Origin of the sequence: Mesorhizobium sp. C268A (assembly GCF_040324475.1) — a bacterium.
GTDB lineage: Bacteria > Pseudomonadota > Alphaproteobacteria > Rhizobiales > Rhizobiaceae > Mesorhizobium.
Genome location: NZ_JAMYVX010000001.1, coordinates 912353 through 924565, shown reverse-complemented (window position 1 = coordinate 924565; position 12213 = coordinate 912353). Strand labels below are relative to the sequence as shown.

Here is a 12213-nt window from a genome sequence, read left to right as displayed (position 1 = left end):
GTTCATTAACCTTTCATTAACCATACCACGGCTAGCGTTTACCTCTCAGTAAGGAATCGCCCGCTGTGACCTTTGCCGCTCCCCTCGAGGCCAAATCCATTCGCTTTCGCGCCCGCTCCTTCGTCGCATTCACGCTGACGCCGGAGGCGCCTTTGGACGTTTGGCTGGAGAGCCTCGATCGCTGGGTCGGCAATTCGCCGGGCTATTTTGCCGGGCGCCCGGTGGTGCTCGACCTGAACGTGCTGAAGCCCGATGTCGTGGCCATCGAAGCGCTGGTCGATCTGCTCGGCCAGCGCGGAATCCGCATCTATGCCATGGAACTCGATGGTGGCGCCGAGCTTGGCACGCATCTGCCGCCGGTGCTGGTCGGCGCCAAGGAGGCGACCACCGACGGGCTGCTGCAGCCGAGCCGCAAGGCGGGCAGGGCGGAGGAGGACACTGCGGTAAGCGACATGAAGGCGGCCGGTGACATCAAGGCAGAGGCCGGCGATTTGAAGGCGGGCGATTTGAAATCGGCGAGCGATGCCAAGGCACAGCCGAAAGACGCCAAAATTGCCGCACCCGACGCTGGCACGCTGATGATCCGCTCGCCGATCCGTTCAGGGCAGCTGATCTTCCACCCGCATGGCGATGTCATCGTGCTGGGCTCCGTCGCGTCCGGCTCCGAGATCGTCGCCACCGGCTCGATCCACGTCTATGGCACGCTGCGCGGCCGCGCGTCGGCAGGGGCGCAGGGCAATACCGCCGCGCGTGTCTTCTGCCGCAGGAACGAGGCCGAGCTTCTCTCGGTCGATGGCTGGTATTGCACGGCCGAGGAGATGGACCCGTCAGTCCGGGGCAAGCCTGTGCAGGCATTTCTCGACAACGGCATGCTGCGCATCGCCCCTTTCAGCTAATGCGTCTCGCCCGACAACGACATAACGAACAACAACGGAGGCTTTATTGATGGGCAAGGTAGTGGTGGTCACCTCGGGCAAGGGGGGCGTCGGCAAGACGACCTCTACCGCGGCTCTGGGGGCGGCGGTCGCCAAGACCGGCAAGAAGGTGGCGCTGGTCGATTTCGATGTCGGCCTGCGCAACCTCGATCTGATCATGGGCGCCGAACGGCGCGTGGTGTTCGACCTCGTCAACGTCATCCAGGGCTCGGCAAAGCTGTCGCAGGCGCTGATCCGCGACAAGCGGGTCGAGACTTTGTTCCTGCTGCCGGCCTCGCAGACGCGCGACAAGGATGCGCTGACCGAGGAGGGCGTGGCCGAGGTCATCGGCAAGCTGCGCTCGGTCTTCGATTATGTCTTCTGCGACAGCCCGGCCGGCATCGAGCGCGGCGCGCAGCTCGCCATGCGCTTTGCCGACGAGGCCGTCATCGTCACCAATCCGGAAGTGTCGTCGGTGCGCGATTCCGATCGCATCATCGGCCTGCTCGATTCCCGCACCTTGCGGGCCGAGGAGGGCGAGCAGATCGCCAAGCACGTGCTGGTCACGCGCTACGATGCGGGACGCGCCGCGCGCGGTGAAATGCTGTCCATCGACGATGTGCTGGAGATCCTGTCGGTGCCGCTGCTCGGCATTATCCCCGAGAGCCAGGATGTGCTGCGCGCCTCCAACCTCGGTTCGCCGGTGACGCTGTCGGAGCCGCTGAACGCCGCTGCCAAGGCTTACATCGACGCGGCCAAGCGGCTCGAGGGCGAACAGCTGCCGGTCATCGTGCCCTTCGAGCGCAAGGGCTTCCTCGATCGTCTTTTGGGAAGGAGGGCGGCATGAACCTGCTCGACATCTTCAAGCGGCGCACCAGCGCGCCGGTGGCGCGCGAACGGCTGCAAGTGCTTCTCGCCTATGAGCGCCGCAACCGCAGCCAGCCCGATCTCGTCTCCATCCTGCGCGAAGAGATCATGGCGGTGATCGCCAAGCATGTGCAGATCGACCAGGATTATCTGCAAGTCTCGATGGACCGCGGCGAGACCATGTCGACGCTGGAGATCGACATCCAGATCCCCAACAAGAGCGCAGTGCCGCTGGCCATGGCTGGGTGAGATTGAAGCTGCTGATCTCCCCCCTTGTGGGGGAGATGGCCGGCAGGCCAGAGGGGGGCACTGTCCCGCTGGCCTGTCAATTACATGTAGCAACGGCTTTGCCGAAGATCTGGATTCGCTGAGAGGTAGCGATCCTTCGCGCCCCCCTCTGTCCTGCCGGACATCTCCCCCACGAGGGGGAGATTGCGCTCCTCGCGCTCGCCTGCGCCAAGCACCCCCGCCCGGACCTACGGTCCGACCTCCCCACAAGGGGGAGGTAGGGGCCAGCGCCTCTCCCCAAAAAACATTCAACCAACTAGTTGACTATCTAAAATCTCGCCTCCATATTCAACTACATGGTTGAATTAGAGGCGCCCCAGATGGACCAGGTTTTTCACGCCCTCGGCGACGCCACGCGCCGGAACATGCTTAACCACCTCGCCGGCGGCGAGCGTACGGTGAGCGAGCTGGCTCAACCCTTTGCCATGTCGCTGGCCGCCGCCTCCAAGCACATCAAGGCGCTGGAGCATGCCGGGCTGATCCGGCGCGAAGTGCGCGGGCGCACCCATGTCTGCCGCCTCGAGGCCCGCCCGCTGGCCACCGCCTATCAGTGGCTCGGCCAATACGCGCGTTTCTGGAACAGCCGCCTCGATGTCCTCGAACAGCTTTTGCGCGAGGAGGCGGGGCGCAAAACGTCGACAACGCCGTCAACGCCGGCACCGGCAAATCCAGAACCATCGAAGCCGGAATCACCCAGGCCAACACCTTCCAAGGGAGACGACCGATGAACCAGATGAACAGCTTCGACGGCTACGCCCAGCTGATCCAGCCGGCCACATTGAGGATCGAACGGCTTTTGCCCGGCACCAGGGAGCGCGTCTGGGAATATCTGACGCAGAGCGATCTGCGCCGCCAATGGCTGGCGGCCGGCGACATGCAGATGGAGGAAGGCTCTTCCTTCGATCTGGTCTGGCGCAATGACGAACTGACCGAACCGCCCGGCGACAGGCCGGCCAGCTTCAGTGGCGGCGAGCAGCGGATGCACAACCAGATCGTCGAGTGCGATCCGCCGCGCAAGCTCACCATCACCTGGAACGGCAGCGGCAATGTCACCTTCGAATTGGCGCAGCGCGGCGACGACGTTCTGCTCACCCTGGTCCACCGCCGCCTGCCGGACCGCTCGAGCCTGATGATGCATGCCGCAGGCTGGCACGTGCATCTCGACCTCATGGTTGCCCGCGTGGCGGCCGAGAAACCCGAACCGTTCTGGGACAGCTTTAGCCGTCTCGTGGCGGACTACGACCGGCGCCTGCCGGCCTGACCTGACCTGACGCATCGCCTGGTCCAACCGGGCACCATCGATCCCTTGCGCCGGATGCCGGCGCAAGGGCCGGCGAAACACGCGCCTTCGCCAGACACCGCGGCGCGTCATCGGAAGTGAAACCAGGCAACGTGCTTGCATCCCGCAAGCCCGAAGGAGGAAGTCATGCGTAAATTGATCACCGGAATGAAGATCTCCATCGACGGCAAGATGGAAGGCCCCGAAGGCTTCGCCGACTGGGTCGACAACTGGTCGGAGGAATACGGCCTGATGCCTGAGATCGACGCCTGCCTGCTCGGCGGCGTCATGTATGCCGGTTATGAGCGCTACTGGAGCGCGATCCAACAGAACGAGCCGGACCAGCCATTGCCGATGACCGGCAGACTGGTCGACCCGGCCGAACTCGAATGGGCGCGCTTTGCCGCGAAAACCCCGCACTATGTGCTGTCGAACACCATGACTTCGGCCGCCTGGGCCTCGACGCGCTTCCTGCGCAGCCTCGACGACGTCGCGGCGCTGAAGCGCGAGCCCGGCAAGAACATCTATCTCATGGGCGGCGCCCGCATCACCGCCAGCCTGATCGAGGCGGGGCTAGTGGATGAAATGCGGCTCATCGTCTATCCGCTGCTCGCCGGCGACGGCAAGGCGCTGTTCGGCACGGTGCACGCCCGGCACGGACTGGAACTGCGCAAGGCCGAGGCGCTTTCGGATGGACGTGTGAGCCTGGTGTATGGGCTGGCGAGCTAGCTTCTTTTCCTCTCCCTCCGGAGGGGAGAGGTGGCGCCGCGAAGCGGCGACGGAGTGGGGGAAGGCGCTCATGAAACCCACGGTCGCCGCCTCCGGCAAGCAGGCAATCGGGCGGATGTGATGGACGGTCGACCCCCACTCCGTCGAGCTTCGCTCGACACCTCTCCCCCGATCGACGGGGGAGAGGAAATGCGTCGGCGTTCGCCTTCCACGTCTTGCCCCATCAACAGTCTGCCCGTGCCACACGACAGCCAGGCCTATTATCCATATCTCGGGCCAACGCTGCGGCGCACCGCGCGGAGGGACTGGAATTGACGTCGACGCAGATTGCCGCAGCTGAAGCGAAGGGCTTGCCGATCGGCGCGTTGCTTGGCGCCATGGTGTCGATCCAGATCGGCGCCACCTTCGCCAAGGGCCTGTTTCCACTGATCGGCGCCAATGGCACCACGGCGCTGCGGCTGGTCGTGGGGGCGCTGATGCTGGCGGCGGTGCTGAGGCCGTGGCGGGTGCGGCCGTCGCGCGCCGTGCTGCCCTGGCTCATCGCCTACGGCGTCAACCTCGCGGCGCTGAACCTGCTGTTTTATGCAGCGCTCGCCAGAATTCCGCTCGGCGTCGCGGTGGCGCTCGAATTCTGCGGCCCGCTGCTCGTGGCGACGCTGTCGTCGCGGCGCGCCACCGACTTCGTCTGGGTGGTGCTGGCCGTTGCCGGCATATTGCTGTTGTCGCCCTTCATCCACTCCGGCAGTGCACTCGACCCGATCGGCGTGATGCTGGCGCTGGCCGCCGGCGGCTGCTGGGCGCTCTACATCGTCTTTGCGCAAAAGGCGGGCGCCGAGCTTGGCAGCCAGACCACGGCTTACGGGCTGGTCATTGCCGCTGCTCTCGCCCTGCCGTTCGGCCTAGCCGAGGCGGGTACCGGCCTGATCGCACCCGCGATCCTGGTCAGCGCGCTGCTGGTCGGGCTGTTCTCCAGCGCCTTGCCGTTCTGGCTGGAGATGGTGGCGCTGACCCGGATGCCGGCCAGGCTCTACGGCACGCTGACTTGTCTGGAGCCGGCGCTGGGCGCGCTGGCCGGCTTCCTGTTCCTGCACGAGACCCTGAGCCCGCTGCAGTGCGCGGGCGTCGCCGCCGTGGTCGTCGCCGCCTTCGGCGCCGCGCTGACCACCAAGCCGCCGGTGCCGTCGCCGGAATAGTTGCCCGAGATGGGTATATGAGGCCGACGCCATGTCCGCCGGTCCCGTGTCCGGTTGCTCAAGCGCCTGCAGCATCGATATATGGATCGATGTATGTGCAGGAGATCCAGATGAGCAGGGCCGACAGCATTGCTTGAGCCGTCCGTGATCAAGGCAATACTCCTTGTCGGGTTCGCCGCTGTCGTTGCGGCTCTCGCCTGGCGGCTGGCGCGGTCTCGTCTCAGAGCCCGGCTTCGTGAAGATCCGGCCAACGACTACGCCGTGCGCCGGGACTGGTCGGGCAACCACGGCAAGCTCAATCATTCGTCCTTTGTCTATTTCGATGCCGATCGCGACGGCCGCTACGGGCTCGGCGACCGCCCGATGGCCGGCATCATGGTCAGACTGCATGATGGCGACGGCCGCTTCGTCGCCGCGGCGCGGAGCAACCGCGGCGGCTTTGCCAATTTCCTGGCGTCGGCGAAACGTCGGGCCGCGCCCATCCATGTGCCGGGCAGCTACCGCTTCACCGTGTCGGTTCCGCCCGGCTGGCGCTCCAGCAGCGCCAACGAGGTCCAGTCGCAGCACCTCCGGCCGCTGCCGGGCTCGCCCACCGGGCTGGCCTCGGAAGCAATGCTGCAGCCGGTCGGCCTGTTTGCGATACGCCGGCTCAGCGGCCGCGTAGCGGACGGTGCTTCGGCGAGCATCTCGGTGATGGCGAAAGGGCAAGAGGTGGCGGTGCATCCGCTAAGTGCTGGGGCTGGCTTCCGTCTCGATCTGCCCGATGACGCCGACGCGATCGAAGTCACCGGCGATGGCATGGAACGACGACTGGCCTTGTCCGCCTACCCGACCGAGCTCGGCCTGCTGTCGCCCGAGAACGCGGCTGTCGACAGCGCCGCGTCCTTGCAGGCCATCGGTTTCGACGATGTCACGACGCGCGGCCTGCGCAAGGTGCCGTCCGGTTATGCCGGGTTGACCTGGTTCAACCTGAACGCACTGGCGCGCGATCATACCGAAGGCAGCGAAGGCTACGTCAACGGCAATATCTCGGGAGACCATGTCTGCTATACGAGCAGCGGACACCCGGCCGAATTCTCGAGCGACAAACCGTTCGGGTTCCATTCCGTGATGCTGACAGCGGCATGGTTGAAGTCCGAAGGCGAAACCGCACTGGTCGAGAGCTGGCTTGGCGACCGGCTGATCGCCAGCGACACGATCGTCCTGTCGGCACTGGCGCCCGTCCACTATGCGCCGATGCTGGCGGCGGTGACGCGCGTACGCCTCTCCACGAGCCACTATTGGCAGCTAGTGCTCGACGATCTGGTGGTTGTGCGCTGAACGGTCCCGCCGCCTGCGGGAGATCATGCTCCGGAAACGATCAAGCCGCCCGACTCTGCCAGGAGGATCTCGATCTACCGGGGAACGAGTTTAGCCCGGAATAGGAGCAGAAGCGCCGTTCGCGGTGATCTGCGAGAGCTTGCCCTTTTTTACCAGCACTGGCTTGGAATAGGTCTTCCTCATTTTCCACTCTCCACGTCGGGCACCCAAAGCCCCGTTCCCGGCCAGACGGCACGAGGCGTCGGATAATCGGCCGCTAGACGGCGACCGGCCCGGAGCCGTTACCATTGTCGGCTGTAACCTGCGAGAGCTTGCCCTTCTTGACCAGCACCGGCTTCGAATAGGTCTTCTTCATGCCGCATCTCCAGTGTCAGGCGAGGCCGCCAGATCAGGCGACAGTCCGACTCAACGACTTCACTCGATCGGGCCGGAACCCGCTCCATTGGCGAGCGCCGTAACCTGCGAAAGCTTGCCTTTTTTGACCAGAACAGGCTTCGAATAGGTTTTCTTCATAGTGAATCCTCCAAGCTTACGCGATAATGCCAGACGGATCGGCACTGTCAACCTTCGCGGCGCCGTCGTCCCGCCCCGGGTTTTCTCGGTCCCGATGCACTAGATCATGATGAGATTTGGTTGCAATCTCATCATGATCTAACCCTTTGTTGGAGCATGATCTTTTCCAAAAACCGGACCCGCTTTTTGGAATCATGCTCTAACCCGCAAATCCACCTTCATCGAGAAAGCGTTGTTCTTGGGCGTGCATGGCGCGACCGAGGATCGGGTTGCGGTGCGGAAAACGTCCGAAACGGCGGATGATGTCGCGGTGATGTTCGGCCCGCTTCAGGTCGGACGGGCCGATGTCGCGCGACAGCGCCACCGAGCGGTCCTGGTCGGCAATCGCTTCGGAATGCGCGAAGGGCAGCCCGAAGAACAGCCGCAGCGAGGGATCGACCATCCGCTGGAACCCGGCATCGATCGCCTCAGTAGCGATCGCGCGGGCCTTCGCGTCGCTGGCATACATGCGCGGCGTGTCGCGAAAGGCGTTGCGCGGGAACTGGTCGAGCAGCAGGATCAGCGCCAGAGCCCCGTAGGGCGTCGCCATCCAGCCATCGCAGTCGCCGCGCGCTGCGGCCTCATGCAGCCGCAGGAAGCGATCGCGAAACTCGCGGTCGAAGGCCGCATCCTTGGCGAACCACGCGGCAGGTCCTGCCTGCCACCAGAAGCCGACCACGGCGGCAGCGGCATCCGGCACATTCTTCCGGGCGGCGAGGCCGCCCGGTTCGACGGTTGCGATGGGGTCCATTGTCAGGCCGCCTTCGCATCGCCGGCCAGTGCCGCCCAGTCCAGCGCTCTTGCCCAATCGGCGAATGAGGTCGGCTTCACCGGCAGCAGACGGGTCGTCTGGCCGAGATCGACGGCAAGCACGGTCTGCTTCTGGCTGTGGATCCAGGCATAGCTGGCGGCAGTCTGTTCGGCGGCGTCCTTGCCGAGCATGGTTTCGAGCGCGGCGGCGAAGTCCGCCAGCGGCACCGGATAATAGCTGACTTCGCGGCCGACAATGCCTGACAGGATGACGGCCATCTCCGGTCCGGTCAGCGCCTGCGGCCCGCCAATGTCGAAGCTGGCACCGGCAAGCTCCGGATGCCGCAGCGCTTCGACCACATAGGCCGCCATATCCTGCCAGGAGATCCAGGAGGTCTGGAAGTTGGTCGGCAGCGGATAGGCGAGGACGCCCTGATGCATGATCGCCGGCGCGCTCCAGGGCGCTGCGATATTGCTCATGGCCAGCGTCGGCTTTAGGACGATGGATGGCGGGCCGAACGTCTTGATGTAGTCGATGAGTTCGGCCTTGGCATCCATCACCGCCGTGCCGGAATGGCCCGACACATGGCCGCTGGTGTTGAACACCAGTAGCTTGACGCCGCCTTGCTGCGCCGCATCCGCAATGTTGCGGCCGTAGCGCAGGATCTCTTCAGGGCTTGCACCGACCGGCAAGGTCAGCGCCACCGCATCGACGCCGAGGCAGGCGAGGGCCAGTCGGCCGGGGTCGGCGAGATCACCGCGCACGATGTTGACCCCATCGCCGAACGGATCGGGCGAGCCCTTGCGTAACAGGACACGCACCGTGGGGCCGGCGGCGCGGCAAGCGCTGACAATGGCCGACCCTTGGGCGCCGGAGGCGCCGGTGACCAGAATCGAATTGGGAAAGTTTGGCATGGATTTGCTCCTCTCTGAATGAGTGCCGACGAAACCGGCACCACCGTCTTCGCGTCGAAGAAGGCATTCGCAACTTTACTCTGCTGAATCCAGTGATATGATTTCAGGAATATGCTGAACAAAATTGACTTGGCGCGCGCCGATCTCAATTTGCTGGTCTTGTTCCAAGCCATCATGGAGGAGCGGCATGTCGGTCGCTCGGCGGAGCGGCTAAACCTGTCGGCCTCGGCGGTCAGCCATGGCCTTGGCCGGCTGCGCAAGCTGCTTGGCGATCCGTTGTTCCTGAAGACGCCGCGCGGCGTCGTGCCCACCGACCGGGCAACGGAGCTTGCCGAACCGGTGGCCGAGATCCTGGCGCGGGTGCGCCGGGTGATCGCCAGCGCCGAGCCGTTCGATCCGGCCCGCTCGACGCGCCGCTTCACCATCGGTGCGCCGGATGCGGTGTCGTCCGTGCTCCTGCCGCCGCTGCTCGACCAGATCCGCCTTTTGGCCCCCGGCATCGACATCGGCATCCGGCAACTGCTGCCACGCCAAGGTGAACCGTCGCCCACTACTGCCTGGAGCGACTGTGTCGCCGAACTCGAAGCGCGCGCCATGGATGTCGCGGTGATTCCGTTCGACGGCCTGCCGGCACGCTTCACCGTCGTCAAGCTCTATGAGGAGGATTTCGTTGTCGCCATGCGCGCCGGCCACCGCTTCGCCGGCGATCCGTGCCTCGACGCCTATTGCAGCGTGCAGCATATGGTCGTCTCGAGCAATGGCGATCCGAACGGGTTTGTCGACAGGGTGCTGGCTGAACGCGGCCTGTCGCGTCGCGTCGCGCTGACTGTCCCCAACTTCATGTTCGGACTGGCCGTGCTTGCTCAGACTGATCTGATATCGGCCTATCCGCGCCGGTTCCTCGCCATGTATGGCGGCCGTTTCGGTGTCGTCGGCGTCGATGCGCCCATCCGGCTCGGCCACTTCAACATCAACAGCATCGTGCCGAAGGTTGCGCTGATGGATGCGGGCTTGGCCTGGCTGGTCGGCCTGCTCAGGCAGACCGGAAATGCAGCGCTATCTTCGGGTGCGGCGTAAGCATTGGCCTGGCCGTCGCGGCGGCCCTCAAAGCTCCTTTTCCGCCAGTTCGCGGAAGGCATCGGGAACCGAGCGCCGGGCTTCCAGCGCCACGGCGCCATAGCCGACAGCCTCTCTGCCAAAGCGCTGGCGGATCTTGTCGATGGCGCGGTCGGCGCCAAAGCGCGCCAGGCCTTGCCTGCTGCCGGGTCGCTGCTTTTCATCGGCAAGCCCGAGCGGCAGCTCCAGCTGCAGCTCGGCACTTTCTTCCAGCTGCGACACCGAGATCGCCAGCAGCGAGATGGTCTTCTCCCGAGGGTTGGCGGCCAGCACGCCGCGCACCAGCTCCCCGGCGATTTCGGCCAGCATCGCGGTTGCCGAAATCGGCTGATCGAGCGTCAGCGAGCGTGTGACGGCGTGCAGATCGGCGAAACGCACGCGCACCGTCACCGTGCGCCCGGGCCGTGATTTCGCCCTGAGCCGGCTGGCGACCCGGTCTGCCAGATGCAGCAGGACGGGTCCGAAGATACGCGCCTCGGCCGGCCGTCTGCCAAGCGCCGACTGCGCGCCGGCGGAATGCGACCGCCTGTGGGTTTCGAGCTTTCGCGGGTCGCGGTTCCATGCCAGCGACGCCAGCTTTTCGCCGGCGGCGGGCCCGAGCAACCTTCGCAGCGCCCCACTATGCGTCTTTGCCAACTGGCCGATGGTCTCGATGCCGATCTCGGCCAGCCGCGCCTTGGTCGCCGGGCCGACGCCCCACATCAGCCCGACCGGCAGATCATGCAGGAAGGCAAGTTCGGTGTCCGGATCGACCACCACCAGCCCGTCGGGCTTGGCCACCTGCGAGGCGATCTTGGCCAGATGCTTGGTGCGCGCCACGCCGATCGAGATCGGCAGGCCAAGCTCTGCCCGGACGCGCCGACGCACCGTGGCGGCGATCTCGGGCGGCGGCCCGAACAGATGCGTGCAGCCGGCGACGTCGGCAAAGGCTTCATCGATGGAAATCCGCTCGACCAACGGCGTGAAATCGTCGAGCACCTTGATGGCGGCATCGCCCAGCCGCTGATAGTCGGCGAAATGGCCGCCGACGAAAATCAGTCCGGGGCAAAGCTCGCGCGCGCGTCGTCCGGGCATGCCGCCGCGCACGCCGAAAACCCTGGCTTCGTAGGAGGCGGCAAGCACGACGCCGCCGCCGACGGCGATCGGCTTGCCCCTGAGCGCCGGGTCGAGCAGCTGCTCGACCGAGGCGTAGAAGGCGTCGAGATCCGCATGCAGGATGGTGGGTTCCATCCCGACCGTTCCCTTTGCGGCGTTGCAGCATTAGCCGCGTCTGTTGTGAGAGGCGTTTTTCCGAACAAATAGAGAACAAACAGGGCCTATTGTCAAGCGAAGCGGTTGCCGCCGGCCGGTCCGTTCCAGGTCGGGCCGTCGAGTGCTCCGCCTGGGCATCGGACCTGCGGAACATTGTCTCTCGCCTCAGCGTTCATATCCGCGACGGGACGCTGTTTTTGTGGAGGCCGGTATGGGCCAGTTCGAGATGATCGACCTCGTCAGCGTCGTTGACGCCTGCACGAGCGATCGCGTTGCCGGGCACTGCGTGTCAATGGCCAGGGCGGTAGAGGAGTTGCGAGTGCTGACCGGTGATTTCGTATCGCCGGACGAGACGGTGGCCAACGCGCTGTCGGCAGTGGCGCTGGGGCGCGGCTGCGCGGTGGTGTTCGACGAGCGAGCGGGCGCCGACATCTTGCTGGCGCCGTAGCGGGCGGCGCCGGGTTGTGGCAGCCAGAAGAGTCGAACAGCGTGCAAAAAGCTGTGCAGGCATGGCCCCATAAGCGGGGCGTGGAAAATTTCTGCGCGTGGGTGTATTCTCCAGGACGCAAGCGGTCGCAGACCGCATAGGGGGAGAAGTGACATGCCGAGGGTTTCGGAACTCTTTTTCAAAACTGCCATCTTGTTCCTGATGTTGGGGATTGCGGCCGGCCTGCAGATGGCGATCTCGGGCGACCACGCCGCTTTTCCGGCACACGCGCATATCAATCTGCTCGGTTGGGTGACGAGCGCCATCTTCGGCGGCTACTACGCGCTCAATCCGCAAAAGGCCGCGCGTCGCGTCGCCATGATCCACTACGGGCTCTACACTCTCGGCCTGGTGATCATGCTGCCGGCGCTGTATGTGATGCTGCAGGGAAACCCGGCGCTTGAACCGATCGTCGCCGGCGGCTCGCTCATTATCGCCGCTGCCGTTCTGGTTTTTGCTTTCGTGGTGTTTTCGCCCGAAACGGCGCGCTCGGTGTCCGGCGTGGTTCCGGCCTCTCGCTGACTGTTCGCGCGCGGCGATCAAAGTCCGACC

General features: G+C 65.1%; 17 protein-coding genes. 11 read left to right on the top strand and 6 right to left on the bottom strand.

All coding sequences use genetic code 11. The features are described 5' to 3' along the window. The first annotated feature begins 65 nt into the window (after positions 1–65). The 8 genes from minC (at position 66) to NKL06_RS04705 (ending at position 6590) form a co-directional block, all read left to right on the top strand. A complete protein-coding gene (gene minC, locus NKL06_RS04740) occupies positions 66–896 on the top strand; it encodes a septum site-determining protein MinC (protein ID WP_023693879.1) in 831 nt (276 codons plus the stop codon). 49 nt (positions 897–945) lie between these two features. Next, positions 946–1761: a septum site-determining protein MinD gene (gene minD, locus NKL06_RS04735; protein ID WP_023670342.1), complete on the top strand. Its 816-nt coding sequence runs from the start codon at positions 946–948 to the stop codon at positions 1759–1761. Beyond that, a complete protein-coding gene (gene minE, locus NKL06_RS04730; RefSeq protein ID WP_023684809.1) occupies positions 1758–2030 on the top strand; it encodes a cell division topological specificity factor MinE in 273 nt (90 codons plus the stop codon). Before minD ends, minE begins: the two co-directional genes overlap by 4 nt. A gap of 335 nt (positions 2031–2365) precedes the next feature. Then, complete coding sequence (locus tag NKL06_RS04725; RefSeq protein WP_023693878.1) at positions 2366–2797, top strand: ArsR/SmtB family transcription factor; 432 nt, start codon at positions 2366–2368, stop codon at positions 2795–2797. Next, positions 2794–3330, top strand: coding sequence for an SRPBCC family protein (locus tag NKL06_RS04720; RefSeq protein WP_023693877.1), 537 nt, complete (start codon positions 2794–2796; stop codon positions 3328–3330). Before NKL06_RS04725 ends, NKL06_RS04720 begins: the two co-directional genes overlap by 4 nt. A 165-nt stretch (positions 3331–3495) precedes the next feature. After that, the gene (locus tag NKL06_RS04715; RefSeq protein ID WP_023807780.1) at positions 3496–4077 is read left to right on the top strand and encodes a dihydrofolate reductase family protein; all 582 of its coding nucleotides are present in this window, start codon (positions 3496–3498) and stop codon (positions 4075–4077) included. Between the two features lie 311 nt (positions 4078–4388). After that, entirely contained in the window at positions 4389–5270 is an 882-nt protein-coding gene (locus NKL06_RS04710) for an EamA family transporter (RefSeq protein ID WP_023693874.1), read from the top strand. Positions 5271–5414: 144 nt separating this feature from the next. Next, positions 5415–6590: a hypothetical protein gene (locus NKL06_RS04705; protein ID WP_023693873.1), complete on the top strand. Its 1176-nt coding sequence runs from the start codon at positions 5415–5417 to the stop codon at positions 6588–6590. 90 nt (positions 6591–6680) lie between these two features. Here the strand turns inward: NKL06_RS04705 and NKL06_RS04700 are convergent, their stop codons facing one another. The 5 genes from NKL06_RS04700 to NKL06_RS04680 form a co-directional block, all read right to left on the bottom strand. Further along, positions 6681–6773 (bottom strand): hypothetical protein, encoded by a 93-nt coding sequence (locus NKL06_RS04700; protein WP_023689018.1) that lies wholly within the window; start codon positions 6771–6773, stop codon positions 6681–6683. Positions 6774–6846: 73 nt separating this feature from the next. Then, positions 6847–6945, bottom strand: a complete 99-nt coding sequence (locus tag NKL06_RS04695) for a hypothetical protein (RefSeq protein ID WP_023684816.1) — start codon at positions 6943–6945, stop codon at positions 6847–6849. Positions 6946–7004: 59 nt separating this feature from the next. Next, positions 7005–7103 (bottom strand): hypothetical protein, encoded by a 99-nt coding sequence (locus NKL06_RS04690; RefSeq protein ID WP_023670351.1) that lies wholly within the window; start codon positions 7101–7103, stop codon positions 7005–7007. A gap of 199 nt (positions 7104–7302) precedes the next feature. After that, entirely contained in the window at positions 7303–7893 is a 591-nt protein-coding gene (locus NKL06_RS04685; protein ID WP_023728143.1) for a DUF924 family protein, read from the bottom strand. A gap of 2 nt (positions 7894–7895) precedes the next feature. Beyond that, positions 7896–8807 carry an SDR family oxidoreductase gene (locus tag NKL06_RS04680; RefSeq protein ID WP_023693872.1) on the bottom strand — a complete coding sequence of 304 codons (912 nt, stop codon included), beginning with the start codon at positions 8805–8807 and terminating at the stop codon, positions 7896–7898. Positions 8808–8918: 111 nt separating this feature from the next. On the opposite strand from NKL06_RS04680, the gene NKL06_RS04675 reads away from it, so the two are divergent. Continuing rightward, complete coding sequence (locus tag NKL06_RS04675; RefSeq protein ID WP_023693871.1) at positions 8919–9884, top strand: LysR family transcriptional regulator; 966 nt, start codon at positions 8919–8921, stop codon at positions 9882–9884. A gap of 27 nt (positions 9885–9911) precedes the next feature. On the opposite strand, the gene dinB is transcribed toward NKL06_RS04675, so the two are convergent. Then, positions 9912–11153 (bottom strand): DNA polymerase IV, encoded by a 1242-nt coding sequence (gene dinB, locus NKL06_RS04670; protein ID WP_023693870.1) that lies wholly within the window; start codon positions 11151–11153, stop codon positions 9912–9914. 232 nt (positions 11154–11385) lie between these two features. On the opposite strand from dinB, the gene NKL06_RS04665 reads away from it, so the two are divergent. Beyond that, positions 11386–11622, top strand: coding sequence for a hypothetical protein (locus NKL06_RS04665; protein ID WP_023693869.1), 237 nt, complete (start codon positions 11386–11388; stop codon positions 11620–11622). Positions 11623–11775: 153 nt separating this feature from the next. Beyond that, positions 11776–12183, top strand: coding sequence for a heme-copper oxidase family protein (locus tag NKL06_RS04660; protein WP_023693868.1), 408 nt, complete (start codon positions 11776–11778; stop codon positions 12181–12183). Positions 12184–12213 lie beyond the last annotated feature (30 nt).